This is a genomic window from Leuconostoc sp. LN180020 (assembly GCF_014844115.1).
Lineage (GTDB): Bacteria > Bacillota > Bacilli > Lactobacillales > Lactobacillaceae > Leuconostoc > Leuconostoc citreum.
In genome coordinates this window covers 656,426-672,329 of record NZ_CP039736.1, presented here as the reverse complement: position 1 = coordinate 672,329, position 15,904 = coordinate 656,426, and the positions used below count along the sequence as shown (strand labels likewise).

Below are 15,904 nucleotides of genomic sequence, written 5' to 3'. Positions count from 1 at the left end.
TTAGTACGAACGTGTTAAAAACAAATAATTGGCTCACGTTTGACAAGATAATCCTGTATAATAAGACTAAGATTTGGAAAGAAAAGTGATATTATGCAACTTGTAACTGCTGCTGAGATGCAACAAATTGATAGCTACACTATTGAAACCATTGGCATGCCACAAAACGTGCTCATCGAGCGGGCTGCAATGTCAGTGATTGATGTGATTGGTGCTGGCCATTTTAATTTAGATCATATACTAGTTTTGGCAGGTTTAGGTAATAATGGTGCCGATGGCATTGCCATTGCTCGCCTACTTTACACCCAAGGATTCAATGTATCATTACAATTTGTTGGTAACGTTTCGCGTGCCAAGGCCAGTGTCCAACAGCAACTACAAATTATCGAGAACTACGGACTGATAAGAGCTGAAAAAAGTGATTTTAACGAAGCAACTTTAATTGTTGATGCTATTTTTGGCGTCGGCCTCAACAACACACTCCCTGAAGGCTTACAAAAAATGATTAAAGCCGCTAACCACATTGAAAAAACAGTTATTGCCGTTGACATCCCAACTGGTATTGATGCCACGACAGGTGAAGTGCGTGGTGCGGCGTTAAAAGCACACACAACCGTTACTTTTGGGTACAATAAAGTTGGCTTAACACAAAATGTTGGTGGTTATCTTTCTGGTAACGTCATCGTTAAAGATATCGGCTTACGCTTGCCAGAAGACTTTACATTTACCACAGTAACTCCTGACAATATTGCCACAACATAAAAAGCAGCGGAACTAATTGTTCCGCTGCTTTTTATATCATCATTTTTTTCAAAACAATCACAAGATTTACATTTTGACCAAGCCAGCAATGCCCAAAATCAAGAAGAGAATACCAACAACAATACGGTACCAACCGAAAATCTTAAAGTCATTGTTTTGGATATAACGCATCATCACTTTAATAGCAAACAACGCAACAACCCATGACACAACAAACCCTATCAACATGACAAAGAGTTGCGCACCAGTAAATGAGCCACCCTTAAGTAGGAAACTGCCAACCTTAAGGATAGTCACTCCAAACATCACAGGAATTGATAGGAAAAATGAAAATTCAGCGGCAACAAATCGTGATGCCCCTAAAATAACGGCGCCTAAAATGGTTGCCCCAGAGCGTGAAGTACCAGGTACCAAAGACAATACTTGGAATAGTCCAATGAAGAGGGCCATTTTAAATGTGATACGATTCACTTCTGTTACCACTGGCGCAATATTTTTTTGGCGATTTTCAATAACAATAAAGGCAATACCGTAGATAATCAATGTTGCAGACACAACCCATGGATTTAATAAATGCGCATCCATAAAGTTATTTAACAACAAACCAAATACCATAGCCGGTAAAACACCAACAATGACTTTAATCCATAAACGCCATGTTTGAAACTGCTCGCGAGATGTTTTACGTGGCGAAAAAGGATTTAATTTATGGAAATATAGTTGAATAACGGCAAATATTGCGCCGAGTTGAATGGCATAATCAAACACTGCGGTGAAACTTTTAGTCCATACCATCCCACCCGGAATTTTCATTAAAGCCTCAGCTAAAATGATGTGACCTGTAGAAGATACTGGCAGAAACTCTGTCAAGCCTTCAACAATACCAATAATAATTGATTTTATAAAATCGAACATATGCCTGATGACGTGTTATGATGACACGTTTCCTTCCAATTTAACTTCTTTTATTCTATCCTATATCCTGTTATTTCGCTATCGAACACCTGTTTCATAGAATATTTTTTTAAAGTCTTGCTTTTAAAAAAGGCGCATGTTATTATATTATATGTTGCTTAAGGCAATTCAGTAATATGGACAGTTAGCTCAGTTGGTAGAGCAACGGACTCTTAATCCGTGGGTCCAGGGTTCGAGCCCCTGACTGTCCATCCTTAAAAGACAGACCAGTCGTCTACTTGATGACTGGTCTTTTTGTATCTAAAAAACGCTTACTTTACAAAGTAAGCGTTTTTATTGTGCCAACTAATATTATTAGAGACTAATATAAATACTAATAAACATCAACGCTGCACCACCTAAGACAAATACATGCCAGTAAACGTGACCCATCGGTATCTGTGGTATCAAATAGAAGATTGTTCCGGCTGAATAAGTCAGGCCACCAGCTAATAACAACCAAAATGCTGTATGTGATAACACGCCCCACAAAACAGGCATTGCCAGAACAATCAGCCAACCCATAACCAGATAAATAGTCACTGACACCCACGGCCAACGACCAACAAAAAATAAGTCATAAACAAAACCGGCAATTGTCATAGCAAGGATGGCACCCCATATTGACCAGCCAACCCAGCCCTTAATCAACAGCCATGTATATGGTGTATAGCTTCCTAAGATAACGAGATAAATACCTGCATGATCAAAGAATTGAAATACTTTTGCAGCACGTGTAAAAACGAGCGAATGAAATAACGTTGAAGCCAATAAGAAGAAACCAACGGTTCCAACGTAAATAGCAATGGCCGTGATTTCAAAAGCCGTGACAGGGCGACGCAAAATATGAAAAATTAATAAAATTCCTGCTAAAACAGCTAATAAGAAGCCCAAACCATGTGTGACCGCGTTCAATACTTCATAGACAATATGATAACGTTTAGATCGTTGCATTTAGTTGTCCCCATAAATCAATTTAGTATCTTCATTATACCATTGATTTACTATCTATCGGTTAGTAAATCAGCGCATATAAAAACAGTGGCCCATTCTTTTGGCTCACTGTTTTTAACGCTACTTATACTAGTGTTTCCCAATCACGTGCCCATAATACACCCATCGCACCATCACCAGTGTGTACGCCAATATAAGCGCCCAACTCACCACGCTCAAACTTAACGGTTGGATACTCAGCTTGCAAATCCTTTAGCCATTTATCGCCAAGCTTTGGATCGTTACCATCAACAACTATAGCACGTACAGGGAAATCGACTTGTGTCAGATATTGATTGAGTGCTATTTTAATTTCTTTCAAGGCCCCACTCATCTTCCGAGCTTTCCCAACCGCACCAATCTTACCTTCCCCTTGGATGTCCATCGATAAAATTGGCTTAATGTTCAGCAGACCGCCGACAAGTGCTGCGCCACGAGATAGTCTCCCCGTACGTTGAAGATGAGAAATATCATTCACAACAAACCGTACATCAAACGTTTCACGTAGTGTCTCCAATGATGTTAAAATATCAGCCATCGATCGCCCATTTTCTGCCATCACAGCTGCCATCACAGCTTGCATACCAGAACCCATAACTGCAAATTTAGAATCCCAAGCACACACTTCAGTCATCCCATCATAACTTGAGGCTACTGCTTGTGCTGTCTGATAAGCACCCGAAAGCCCAGAAGAAATCGGAATAATCAATGCTGCGTCATATCCTGAAGCTTTCGCAGCATTCAAGGCTTCCTCCCAATCACCTGGCGCCGGTTGCGAAGTTGAAGCCACCATATTCTTTTCTTTCATCATTTTAACCAATTGACCCAGTCCCTGAATATCAATCGTCTCTTTATAGACTTCATCGCCAAAGATAATGGGATCGTTAACTTGAAAAATATGATAGCGATTGCGTAACGTCGCAGGTATTGTAGATGCAGAATCACTAATAATTGCTATTTTAGACATTATTTTCTCCCAATGTATACGGGCTATCATTAAAGATGGCCCGGCTAACTATAAAATTAAACCAATCACAACACCAACACAAAAGCTCAATAGACCAGCAACAATTTGTAGTGATAAATAAACCATTTGTTGTGAGCGAGAATGTTGTGCACTTTGCGTCATCATCGTACTAAAAGTGGTTAAACCGCCAAGTACGCCAACTGATAATACATTATGCCATAAGTGTATCTGGTTTGTGCTGTATAATATGCCCATGAAGAATGTCCCTAACATATTGACGGTAAATACTGCTGTGATGTAGGTTGCTCGCCATGGCCAAAAAGTGATCACAAGGTAACGTAACAATGTGCCTATGCTAGAGCCAACAAATATGGCAATTAAAATTATCATAATCGCTCACCACACAGTACATGTCCAATATACTGTCCCAGAATAATCATGAGCACCCCACCAACTACTGTCATAACAAGGTATAAACCAGCCATGACTATATTACTCTGCGTCAATTGTGCTGTCTGGAGTAACATCGTACTAAACGTTGTAAAACCACCTAATATGCCAGTCCCAAGGAATGCTTGCCATCTCTTTAATCGACTACTTCGATGTGAAAGATACGACCCAAGGATTGCTAACAGTAATGTGCCTAACCAATTAATTAAAATTGTCATCAATGGCCATTGTCCCACAATTGGTAAAAAGCTCAATAAATAACGCAAACTACCGCCAATGCCACCACCCAAACTTACAACAAACATTTCGATTAAATCAAGTCGTTGTTTTTGCATACTTACTATTCTAACAATTTTGCCTTTAATGAGCAAAAAAGACGCTCCTTTGTTATAATCAAACTAACTCAGTCAAGGAGCGCCTATGTTTTCGTATTATATCTTACCAACAGGGTATCTAATTGTATTATTTGCCTTTTCTCTGTTAAAACCTATACGTTTTGTTGTCACAATGTATGAATTTCAAGGTCTAATGATTAAATCAGTTGTACTGGCAATTTTTGGACTATTTTCACAACACAGTATTTTGACCCAATTTTATGGTATTTGGTTCAATGTAACCCTCATTTTTTCTATTAGTAGGGTGTTTATCAAAACACAGGGATTACCATAATATAAAAAGCAGCTTATGAAAAATTAAGCTGCTTTTTAAAATCACCACATTCCCAATAATTTCATCCAAAGACTGCCTACACCAACCCAAATCACAATGTAGATTAGACCTAAAATAAAATTCAGTCGCCACCAGTCGCTTTGTTTTACATACCCTGAACCAAATAATATGGGCGCGGGACCTGAAGAATAGTGCGTCGTGGCCGCCATTAAGTTACCAAAGAATCCTAGCATTAATGCTGCTAGCATCGGTGGTACATGTGCCGCCAATGCAACCGCCAAAAATGCTGCATACATAGCTGACACATGCGCAGTTGATGAAGCAAAGAAATAATGACTGTAAAAATAAGCTAACACTAAAATGACTAGAACAACAAACCAATTCATACCATGCAAACTATTGCCAATCGTTTGTGATAACCATGGGATAAATCCAAGTGTATTCAAAGCACTCGCCATCATCACTAGCACCGAGAACCAGAATAACGTATTCCAAGCACCTGACTCCTTTAGAATATCCTGCCATGATAAGACACCAGTAACTAAAAGAAAACCTATAACGAGAAATCCAGTTGTGGTCGCATCAATACCTGTTATTGCACCTGTAATCCAGAGTACCAGTGCCGATACAAAACCAATAATCATCATTGTTTCTGCTTTGGATACTTTACCCATCGTAGCTAACTCACCAGTTGCCCAATTTTTGGCATCAGGTGTTGCCTTTTGTTCAGGTGGGTACACTTTGTAAATAACAAATGGGACAACAATGAGTGATATTAATCCAGGTACAAGCGCAGCTAAAAACCAACCCATCCAGGTAATATGGATACCTTGCTTTCCAGCAAAAGCTTGTGCAATAGGGTTTCCAGCCATTGCGGTCAAAAACATAGCTGCAGTAATCATATTAGCGTGAAATTCTGTAAAAATTAAGAAAGCGCCAATGCGCCGTTCACTCCCATCTACCGGGTCTGAATTGAAAGTCTGCGCCAATGATTTAATAATAGGAAACATTACGCCACCAGCACGAGCCGTATTAGATGGTGTGCCGGGAGCAACAATTAAGTCAACTGCAGACAAAGCATAGGCTAAGCCCAGCGTTTGTTTACCAAACGCTCGCACAAAAATTAAAGCAATACGTCGACCCAAACCTGTTTTAATAAAGCCACGAGAAATAAAAAATGCCATCACAATCAGCCAAATGGCACTGTTTCCAAAACCAGCTACCGCTTTTTCCATTGGCATAATGCCAGTCAAAACAGTTACAACAAAACCAATTAATGCTATGGCTCCCAGAGGCAAGGGTTTGGTAACCAAGCCAATAATCGTAGCCACAAAAATTGCAAACATGTGCCATGCTGATAGACTAAGTGCATCTGGGCGCAAGGGACCAGCAAACCAAATAATCAAACCAACAACAATCGGCGCAATAAATTTGCGATAATCAACTTTTTCTAAAGCATTCATTTCAATATTTCCTATTTCGTCTCTAATCTACAAGCCTAAAACTAATTTGGCAGCTTGTTTCCCAGCTTGACGACCAAAGACAACTGTTTCAGCAATTGAGTTCCCACCAATGCGATTGTCACCATGCAACCCACCAGTTACTTCGCCTGCAGCATATAACCCCTTAATGGCTGCCCCATCTTCACGTAGCACCTCGGCTAAATGATTAATCTTAACGCCACCCATTGTGTAATGAATTGCTGGCTTAATATGAATAGCATAATAAGGTGCTTTGACGATACCACGTTCCATGGCTGTTTGACGGCCAAATTCTGTATCTTTTCCCTCTTCTTGGGCAGCATTCCACTGTGCAATGGTTTTTGCTAAATTATCAGCGTCTAAGTCTGCTTTATCAGCCAATTCTGCCAATGTGTCGCCAGACATAACCAAACCAACGGCTAGATAAAAATCAATCGCTGTAAAGGCTTCTCGAATACCTTGGTCTAGAATTAATGTTGCCCCATCTTCCTGTAAATCATTGATAGCAGCTGTTACTTTATCTCGTGTTGTCATTTCATTGACAAAACGTTGACCCGCACGGTTAACTAGAACAGCGCCTTCGCCTCGTACACCTTCACCAATTAAATATACATGATCAGTATCTTGTTGCGCTGTTGGATGGATCTGAATTTTCTTCATATCAACTAAGGCACCACCGACAGCCGTCGCCAGTTTCATACCATCACCTGTGGCACCAGGATGATTTGTTGTTTTTAAATCTAACAATTCAGGTGCATACTCAGCTAGCATGTCACGATTCTGAGCAAAGCCCCCTGCCGCGATAAGCACCGCCTTGGCTTGAATTGTTTTTTCACCTATTTCAGCATTTCGCACTGTCAACCCAGTAATTCGATCGGCTGATTTCTGAAGTGCAATCACTTCTGTTTCATCAAACAACGGAATCTGTTTATAAGCCAATTGCTTTTGTAATCCCTTAACAAGATAACTGCCGACAGCCGATTTATCATTTGGCCGATGTGCACGCTTTTGTGACATCCCCCCTGTGGCCGTAATGTCTGTTAAGTTAATATTGTGGTTGTATAACCAATCGATTGCAGACTCCGTGTGCGTCGCAAAATAAGATAATAAGCTCTTATCATTTGTACCGCCACCACCTTTTAACGTATCATCATAAAAAGACGCTTGAGAATCAACAATGCCATGATTTAATTGAACAAATGTTTCCACTGCATTCATGCCTGATGAGGCACGATTTGAATTGCCGCCCAAAACTGATAGTTTTTCAACAATTGCAACATCTAATCCCAATTCTTGTGCTTGCAGAGCCGCTGTCATACCAGCAGCGCCAGAACCAATCACAACAAAATCATATGTATCTTTTAAATCAGAAATATTTGTCTTTGGAAAAATAAACTTAGCCATTACATCTCACTCCTTATGCGAACGTTCAAGGTTCGTCATCGCCATAAAGTCCATCCACTCATCATATTGCGCTTCAGTTATTTCACCCGATGCTAACGCCGCCACTTTTAACGTTGTGCCATTTTTGTCAGCAGATTGCGCAATTTCGGCAGCTGCATGATAGCCAATATGAGGTGACAAGGCTGTTACTGTCATCAAAGAATTATCAAGCAATTCACGCATACGATCTGGATTAACTTCTAAGCCTCGCACCAAACGGTCAGCAAAACCAGTCATTGTCCCCGCCAGCAAGTCAGTTGACTCTAAGAAAGCGTCAATCATAACCGGCTTAAAGACATTCAACTCAAAATTACCTTGACTTGACGCCATTGTAATTGTCGTATCATTTCCAAAGACACGTACTGCAGCCATGGTCAGTGCTTCAACTTGCGTTGGATTCACTTTACCTGGCATAATTGAAGACCCTGGTTCATTTGCTGGAATCTTTAATTCACCGTACCCACCACGTGGCCCAGAAGCCAAGAAACGTATGTCATTACCTATTTTCATCAAGTCCGCTGCTAAAGACTTCAAGGCCCCATGCATTGTATTCAGTGCCGTATGGTTGGCTAAACCATAAAATTTGTTACTGTCCCCTGTAAATGGGAAACCATAAACATCCGAAATGATTTCAGCAATTTTAGCGCCCAAGGCTGTATTGGCATTAAGACCTGTACCAACAGCTGTGCCACCCATGGCTAATTCATACAATTGTGGTCTTATAGCAGCTATATTGTCTAAATTATGCTTCAGTGCGGCAATGTATCCTGATAACTCTTGTCCAAAAGTTAAAGGCGTTGCATCTTGTAAGTGTGTCCGACCTACCTTAATCACATCCCAAAATGCTACTTGCTTGACACGTAATTCATCAATTAAATGCGTAATAGCTATTTCAACCTGGTTGACAGCAGCGACAGCAACAATATGCATTGCGGTTGGAAAAATATCATTTGATGATTGTCCCATATTGACATGATCATTTGGTAGCACAGCAACCCCTTGTTGGCTAGCCAAATGCGCCACAACTTCGTTGGTGTTCATATTTGTCTGTGTCCCAGAGCCTGTTTGGTAAACTGACAAAGGAAAGTCTTTACGTAAGTCCACATCCCCTAGTGTCAACAAACTATCAATTGTTGTGACAATGGCATTAGCGCGTTCTGAATCCAATGAACCGTTAGCTTGGTTAGCTAGTGCCGCTGCACGCTTAATGTTCAATAGCGCACGAATAATAGCCAACGGCATGCGTGCACCAGTTGGAAAATTTTGTAAAGAGCGTTGTGTTTGTGCCATCCATGCAGCATCCAGTGGCACCTTCACTTCACCAATAGCATCTGTTTCAATACGATATTCTTGTGACATAATTAATCTATTCTCCTTGATTATCTTAGAAGTCTATTTTTTGGATAACTTCAACCATTTTCTGCTTAATTTGATCTTCAAAATCTGACAATTGATGATCACGTTTTTGAATTAAATAAATATAAAAATTAATTGGATCTTTCAATGGCACTATTGCAACATCGTTCCGTCCGATAACAGCTAATTGCACCATAATACCAACACCATTGCCTGCGGCAATGAGACCTTGTTCAGTCATAAGCTCATTGGTTATATACGTATTACGCAATTCTGTTGTCATATTACTGGCCATGAGTTGATCGACTAGTACCTGGTGTTGCGTAAATTCTTCCCCAACAGAAATGAACCGTTCCCCTCGTAAATCCTCAAATGTTAAAAACGGTTGATTAGCTAATGGGTGTCCTTTTGGTAATACCACAACATACGGGCTCTTGGTGATGTAATGACTATAATAACGCTGACTATGTTCAGGGGTTAGGCTCCCCACAAAACCCATATCTACCTTGTCATTATCAAGCAAATCATACATATTGCTTGACCCACTCTCTACCATATGAAAACTATCAATTTCTCTATCACTTAAGTCTCGCATGATTTGTGGAAAGATAGTTGCACCAATAATCGGCGGTACACCAAGCCAAATTTTGCGTTGGTTGGTAATATCACTTTTAATGATTTCTGTTTCTCGCAAAATCTGTTTGCTATGCTTAATTAATATTTCTCCAGCTGGTGTTAAACTGACTGAACGCGTGCCACGTTGTCGAATAATAAGCGTTTCCCCTAGCTCTTTTTCCAAACGGTGTAATGCATTGGTGATTGATGGCTGTGATACAAATTTTTTATGAGATGCCCCTGTAAACGTGCCCTCTTCGGCTAACGTTACAAAGTAATCTAAATCATTGAGCAACAAAGTGTTGTACCTCCACAAATTATCTTGTTCACAAAGTATAACACATTTTCATCACCGCTTACATGCCCCCCTAACTGCTATCGATCAGATTTACCAGCATTAAAAACAGTTCTAATACCGCGTAATCCTTGTATGCGCGTGATGTCCCCGGTGAATTGCAGTGTCCCTAAAAATGTCCCATCCTCATCGCGCACAGCATAGAAATTATTATAAATCGTTTGCTTATTTTGTGGAAACCATTGTTCATAGTGGTCAGCAGCACCTTGGTGCAAATCACGTAGTATTTGTGAGATTGCTTCCTGTTCATCTTGGTTAAATAATGATAAAAATGGCTGCCCTAATAAATCGACTGTCCTGCTATTAACGCGCTGAGGATTATCAGAATAGTAGGCAATAAAATCATTTTCATCGGCAAAAGTCACTTCAAAAGGTAATATATTCAATACTTGATAGAGTGCATTTAATGACAGACTCCCCGTCGGTAAATTAATTATTGCCTGTGTATCAACTGTCTTGTTGTGCTTATTTGGTGCTATTTGACCTACCATAAGTCATTGTCTCCCTAATGTAAAATGATTGATTAATGATGTGAAAATCAGATGATTGTATATTAATTAACTTAATTGACTGATCGCGATATATAAAGATGGCACCAAAAGGATAATCACTATTATCGGGTGGCCCATCATTAAAAAACAATCGTGTTGTCTCAATTTCGCCATCAATTGATTTCGGTGATAATACTGTCACACTAGCTAAGTCATTATCGTGAGGATAGCCCGTTTCAGGGTCAATAATATGATGGTATACATGCCCATTAGACACTAGATGACGCTCAGCAACGCCACTGGTTACAACTGACATTGCTTTGGTTTCAATGAGTGCAATTGTGTCGCCATGTTGTACTAATGGGTTGCGTATGCCAATCCTCCAACGACCAGAAACATGGTTTGGTGCGTCGTTCATTAGGACGACATTACCACCAAAATTAATGATTCCAGCAATATGCCCTTGAGCGCGCCAATAATCTTGTAGTCTATCAGCAATATAACCTTTAGCAATTGCACCTAAGTCTAAAGACATACCTTTTTGTGGTAAATATACACTGAGCTTATCATCATCTAACATAATATCGTCACTCCTGATTTGCCGGCGTGCATGCTCAATAGCGGTGTGCGACGGTACCTGTGCATCTGAAAAGCCGATATGCCATAATTTAACCAGCGGGCCAATCGCAACATTGAAGCCAAAATGCTGATTACTTTCATAGACAGCACGTTTAATCAATTGATACACTGTTGCCGATACCGTTACAGGTTTCTGCCCAGCCGCTTGATTAATTGCCATAATCGTTGATTGTGGACGATTTACCGTTAATATTTTTTCATAATCATTGACAAAATGAATTGCGTCATCAATAGCCCGTTCGTCGGCTGTGCCAAATAGCGTCAATCGATTTGTTGTTCCCATGGCACGCCAAGATTTTTCAATTTTAATCAAAACATTGATGCTCCTGTCGTTGCGTCGGCTGTCACAGCTGGTGCCACTACTTCATTGGTCACGACATTATCAACAATATTTTCATGTAACAAATCACTCTGTTCAATCCACCAACCATCACCTTGCTCAATAACTTGAGTATTCTGATCTGGTGAAATAATTTTGCTTGGGACAGTATCATTATCATATGGCGAATCGTTTAACACATGTTCAAATGATTGGTAACCCAAATTCACTGAACAGACACTATCCGATTTTGGAAGCGTTTGGCAATTCTCACTATCACTGCCATCACCACACATTGGCCGCAACAGTTTCGCAAACGTCACGAAATTTTGGAAGATGCTATCCAAAAAACGCACTGTTGTCGCATCGGTTAGTTCGTCACGTGCTGTATCAATATTTTCAGCAGCAGGCCCAACTAAAAACTGATTTCCTGGTAACACTAAAGCGTCAATCCCTGGTGCATCCATAATCTGACGTAAGTGTTCTTGTGCGTTATTCGTCCCTTGCCGGCCTAGTGACGCACCAACCAGCATAACCGGCTTATTTGTAAACGGATGTGTTTCACCGTAGCTCATCCATTCAATAAATGACTTTAATGCAGCTGTAATTGAATGATCATATTCAGGCGTCGATATAATGACCCCGTCAGACGATGCAATAAGATGCGCAATTTCGACAATACGTAGCGGCACGTCATCATCTTCGCTAAACAGAGGTAAGTCAGCAATTTCGACAATCTCAATATTAGCCTGTGTGCTAAAATGCTTTTTCATGAACCACAATAACTTACGATTATATGATTTGCGTGCGTTGGTTCCTACAATAGCAACAAAGTTCATTTATCTATCCTCAAAATTTTAATTAGTTTATCTTTTCACATTGTTATCTGTAACTTTATTAAACCCTGGTCATTGAATTAAGTCAAAGTTTATTAATTTATTCACAAGTGGTTGACACATTGGTGTCACTGAATCTAAGAGACCCTATACCTGATAATTTTTAAATTATAAGTTAAACTAATAAATTAACCGTCAAAAAAAGTAACTACATTAACGTAGTTACTTTTTAAGTACCTTATTTCTTTCGTGATGATAACCAACCTATTATCACAAAAAATAAAACCATTATTGTATTGAAGTAATAATCAACCACAGATACTTTGACAATGACGCCCGCATCACCTAATACCAATAAGATAAATAACGTAGAAAAAACAACAATGAGCAACCAGTGCAATCGCTCACCACGCCTAACAACATCGAAAATATGGTTCATGTCATCCCCCTTACAACTAAACCGTCTAGATTATCATAGCAAAAATGCTGCGCTTAATCTACCAATGACCAGTGCATTTTTAAGATGTCTAGTAACGTTTTGTTGCACAAAAAATCTTATGGCAACAATCATTGTTGTTAAAGAGACCCCTATATGTAGTAAGTAATTTGAATTGTCCTATTGACAACTCATCAAATTCTTAGTATTCTTATTGCATAACAACTCGGAGAACAATAATGAAAAATGCGTTTGCACAATTGAACAACGCCTGGTGGCGTCGGTAAGTCAGCTTTACGGTAACGGATAAAGCTGATGTTTAAAACATTTGTTTTATCCATACCGACGTATTTTGTAACGCACTGAGTCTGTATGGAAATATGCCGTACAGACTTTTCTTTTGACCTTGGGAAAGCCTTGTATGGCCGCCTAAGGTCTATTTTATTTGACAAAGAATTTGGAGATTTATTATGAATAAACGTTTGATGTCTGTTATTGCCATCATTGTCGCTTTTCTGGCCGTCGCCTTTGTGATGACTAATAACCCCACCGCTGTGACAAAAAAGAAAAACTATGTCCCCACAGTTGGTATTTTACAACTTGTTACACATCCAGCATTAGATGAAATCCATCGTGGTATTATTGCAGGCTTAAAATCACAAGGTTATACCAAAAACAAGATCAAAATTGATTATCAAAATGCGCAAGCGAATCAAGCAAACCTCAAAACAATGTCACAACAATTTACGAATGAAAATGCCGACTTAACCATTGGTATCGCTACCCCGGCCGCACTCTCCTTAGCAAAAACAGCTAATGGCAATAATCCTGTTATCTTAGCTGGAATAACTGACCCTGCTGGTTCTGGATTAGTCAAATCAGCACAAAAACCTGGTGGCAACATTACCGGTACTTCAGGCGATTCGCCACTTGAACAGCACCTTGCCGTAATTAAGCAAGTTGTTCCTCATGCAAAAAAGCTTGGTATCATTTACACAACTTCTGACCATGGCGGCGAGTATAACGCTAAGAATATGGCTAAGCTAGCTGAGGCGGCTGGCTACGATGCCAAACTCTATACCATTTCAACAACTAATGACATGCAACAAGTTGCAGAAACAATGGCAAGTCAAGTTGATGTTATCTACGCACCACAAGATAATGGTGTTGCAAGTGCTATGAAAACATTAATTAACATTACGAATAAAAATAAAATTCCAGTCATTCCCGCTGTAGATACTATGGTCAAAGATGGCGGTGTTGCAACAATGTCGGTTAGTCAATATAATATCGGTTACCAAGCTGGTATCATGGCAGCTAAAGTCCTAAAAGGCAAAGAAACGGCCACTTATCCAGTTAAGACAATCACACAGGGTGATATGGTCGTCAACTTAAAGCAAGCACAACGCTTAGGCATTCAATTACCTGAAAGTATGGTCAAAGCAGCAGAATCCAAAGGAGAAGTAATCAAATGAGTATGATTGTATCAAGCATTGGACAAGGGTTACTATGGGCTGTTTTAGGCGTAGCCTTGTTCCTGACTTTTAGAATTTTAGATTTCCCAGATATGACCGTTGAGGGTTCATTTCCGTTGGGAGCTGCCACAACTGTAGCAATGATTGCACATGGCATTAATCCTTACCTCGCAACAATAGCAGCTTTTCTGGTCGGCGCTGGCGCTGGCTTAATTACGGGACTACTTTACACAAAGGGACGTATTCCCATCCTGCTAGCAGGTATTTTAGTCATGACAGCGGCATTATCAATTAATTTGAGAATCATGGGTTCAGCTAATATCTCACTCCTGAATCAAAAATCAATCTTCTCCGCCAATTTCTTACAACATTTACCAAAATATTTTGATGCGGTTTTTGTTGGCTTCATCATCATTACCATTATTACGTTAGCTTTAATTTTTTTCTTACAAACAGATCTTGGTCAAGCATTTATTGCTACTGGAGACAACGCAACGATGGCACAATCAATTGGGATTAAAACGGATCGTATGACTATTATGGGGTTGATGCTATCCAATGGCTTAATTGCTTTTGGTGGTGCTGTCATTGCCCAAAATAATGGCTATGCCGACATTAATATGGGTATTGGTATTATTGTCATCGCACTGGCATCGATTATAATCGGTGAAGTCGTTTTCGGTGAATTATCCCTAAATGAGCGCTTGGTAGCAGTAATTGTTGGTTCTATTTTATATCGTCTGGTATTATTGGCGGTCTTACAGCTCGGCTTTTCAACCAATGATTTGAACTTAATTTCAGCCATTGTCTTAGCAATTGCTATGATGTTACCGCGACTACGCCATGCACTAAAGCTCGATTCATTGATTAAAAAAGGAGTTGCCCCACATGAGTAAACCAGTTTTTTCACTTCAAAACATTACTGTCACTGTCGGTGATAATGTGCGAATACTTGACAACTTAAACTTCGATATCTTTGACGGCGATTTTATAACAGTGCTGGGTACAAACGGTGCAGGTAAGTCTACGTTGTTCAACACGATTGCGGGCAATCTTAAAATTGCCTCTGGCGTGTTAAAGCATCACGATAAAAACATTGCCAATGACAGCGCAGTATCACGTACTGATTATATTGCGCGGGTTTTTCAAGACCCAAAAATGGGAACAGCACCACGCATGACAGTTGCTGAAAACCTATTATTGGCTGAAAAACGTGGCAAAAAACGGACATTACACAGTCGTGGCTTAACCAAGGAAAAGTTAACCGAATATGCTAACATCACCAAAGTCATGGGGAACAATCTTGACACAAGACTGCAGACTGCTACAGGTAACCTTTCTGGTGGTCAACGCCAAGCCTTAAGCTTTTTGATGGCTACACGTGTGAAACCAGAATTGTTACTTTTAGATGAACATACCGCTGCATTAGACCCAAAAACTTCAGAACAACTGATGTTAGCAACCAATGAACAAGTGACCAAAAATAAATTAACTGCCTTGATGATTACTCATAACTTAGCTGATGCCTTAAAATATGGCAATCGGCTAATCATACTTAATGCTGGTAAAATTGTGTTAGATGTCAGAGACAGTGACAAAGCAGCATTAGATGACACACAAATCTTAAAATATTTTATGGCTTAATGTACAACGTCTTAACAAA

The 15,904-nt window shown here is 39.8% G+C and carries 17 protein-coding genes and 1 tRNA gene; 5 read left to right on the top strand and 13 right to left on the bottom strand.

Going from position 1 to position 15,904, the window contains the following annotated elements:
- Positions 1-93: 93 nt before the first annotated feature.
- The gene (locus tag FAZ25_RS03495) at positions 94-762 is read left to right on the top strand and encodes an NAD(P)H-hydrate epimerase (RefSeq protein WP_004902079.1); all 669 of its coding nucleotides are present in this window, start codon (positions 94-96) and stop codon (positions 760-762) included.
- Positions 763-828: 66 nt separating this feature from the next.
- Here the strand turns inward: FAZ25_RS03495 and FAZ25_RS03490 are convergent, their stop codons facing one another.
- A complete protein-coding gene (locus tag FAZ25_RS03490) occupies positions 829-1,677 on the bottom strand; it encodes an undecaprenyl-diphosphate phosphatase (protein ID WP_004902081.1) in 849 nt (282 codons plus the stop codon).
- A 178-nt stretch (positions 1,678-1,855) separates the two neighbouring features.
- On the opposite strand from FAZ25_RS03490, the gene FAZ25_RS03485 reads away from it, so the two are divergent.
- A tRNA-Lys gene (locus FAZ25_RS03485) sits at positions 1,856-1,928 on the top strand.
- Positions 1,929-2,031: 103 nt separating this feature from the next.
- Here FAZ25_RS03485 and FAZ25_RS03480 read toward each other — a convergent pair.
- The 12 genes from FAZ25_RS03480 to FAZ25_RS03425 form a co-directional block, all read right to left on the bottom strand.
- Positions 2,032-2,670: a hemolysin III family protein gene (locus FAZ25_RS03480; RefSeq protein ID WP_004902083.1), complete on the bottom strand. Its 639-nt coding sequence runs from the start codon at positions 2,668-2,670 to the stop codon at positions 2,032-2,034.
- 124 nt (positions 2,671-2,794) lie between these two features.
- The gene (locus FAZ25_RS03475; RefSeq protein WP_004902085.1) at positions 2,795-3,676 is read right to left on the bottom strand and encodes a DegV family protein; all 882 of its coding nucleotides are present in this window, start codon (positions 3,674-3,676) and stop codon (positions 2,795-2,797) included.
- A 48-nt stretch (positions 3,677-3,724) separates the two neighbouring features.
- A complete protein-coding gene (locus FAZ25_RS03470) occupies positions 3,725-4,066 on the bottom strand; it encodes a CrcB family protein (RefSeq protein WP_004902086.1) in 342 nt (113 codons plus the stop codon).
- Entirely contained in the window at positions 4,063-4,461 is a 399-nt protein-coding gene (locus tag FAZ25_RS03465) for a CrcB family protein (protein WP_012305441.1), read from the bottom strand. Before FAZ25_RS03465 ends, FAZ25_RS03470 begins: the two co-directional genes overlap by 4 nt.
- Before the next feature lie 375 nt (positions 4,462-4,836).
- The gene (locus tag FAZ25_RS03460; RefSeq protein WP_048801656.1) at positions 4,837-6,258 is read right to left on the bottom strand and encodes an anion permease; all 1,422 of its coding nucleotides are present in this window, start codon (positions 6,256-6,258) and stop codon (positions 4,837-4,839) included.
- 27 nt (positions 6,259-6,285) lie between these two features.
- Positions 6,286-7,680, bottom strand: a complete 1,395-nt coding sequence (locus tag FAZ25_RS03455) for a flavocytochrome c (protein WP_048801655.1) — start codon at positions 7,678-7,680, stop codon at positions 6,286-6,288.
- A 6-nt stretch (positions 7,681-7,686) separates the two neighbouring features.
- Positions 7,687-9,078: a class II fumarate hydratase gene (locus FAZ25_RS03450; RefSeq protein WP_004905019.1), complete on the bottom strand. Its 1,392-nt coding sequence runs from the start codon at positions 9,076-9,078 to the stop codon at positions 7,687-7,689.
- A gap of 25 nt (positions 9,079-9,103) precedes the next feature.
- On the bottom strand, positions 9,104-9,988 hold the full coding sequence (locus FAZ25_RS03445; protein ID WP_004902099.1) for a LysR family transcriptional regulator: 885 nt from the start codon (positions 9,986-9,988) through the stop codon (positions 9,104-9,106).
- A 77-nt stretch (positions 9,989-10,065) separates the two neighbouring features.
- On the bottom strand, positions 10,066-10,536 hold the full coding sequence (locus tag FAZ25_RS03440) for a PAS domain-containing protein (RefSeq protein ID WP_004905022.1): 471 nt from the start codon (positions 10,534-10,536) through the stop codon (positions 10,066-10,068).
- The gene (locus FAZ25_RS03435; protein ID WP_040190675.1) at positions 10,511-11,488 is read right to left on the bottom strand and encodes an FAD:protein FMN transferase; all 978 of its coding nucleotides are present in this window, start codon (positions 11,486-11,488) and stop codon (positions 10,511-10,513) included. The genes FAZ25_RS03440 and FAZ25_RS03435 overlap by 26 nt, the downstream gene beginning before the upstream one ends.
- On the bottom strand, positions 11,485-12,333 hold the full coding sequence (locus FAZ25_RS03430; protein WP_048801654.1) for an NADPH-dependent FMN reductase: 849 nt from the start codon (positions 12,331-12,333) through the stop codon (positions 11,485-11,487). Before FAZ25_RS03430 ends, FAZ25_RS03435 begins: the two co-directional genes overlap by 4 nt.
- A gap of 235 nt (positions 12,334-12,568) precedes the next feature.
- Entirely contained in the window at positions 12,569-12,769 is a 201-nt protein-coding gene (locus tag FAZ25_RS03425; protein WP_004902107.1) for a hypothetical protein, read from the bottom strand.
- 467 nt (positions 12,770-13,236) lie between these two features.
- On the opposite strand from FAZ25_RS03425, the gene trpX reads away from it, so the two are divergent.
- From trpX to FAZ25_RS03410, 3 genes are read left to right on the top strand one after another with little or no spacing between them, the layout of a single operon-like run.
- Positions 13,237-14,241, top strand: coding sequence for a tryptophan ABC transporter substrate-binding protein (gene trpX / locus FAZ25_RS03420; RefSeq protein WP_048801653.1), 1,005 nt, complete (start codon positions 13,237-13,239; stop codon positions 14,239-14,241).
- A complete protein-coding gene (locus FAZ25_RS03415) occupies positions 14,238-15,137 on the top strand; it encodes an ABC transporter permease (protein ID WP_024047494.1) in 900 nt (299 codons plus the stop codon). The genes trpX and FAZ25_RS03415 overlap by 4 nt, the downstream gene beginning before the upstream one ends.
- Positions 15,130-15,885 (top strand): ABC transporter ATP-binding protein, encoded by a 756-nt coding sequence (locus tag FAZ25_RS03410; protein ID WP_004905034.1) that lies wholly within the window; start codon positions 15,130-15,132, stop codon positions 15,883-15,885. The genes FAZ25_RS03415 and FAZ25_RS03410 overlap by 8 nt, the downstream gene beginning before the upstream one ends.
- Positions 15,886-15,904 lie beyond the last annotated feature (19 nt).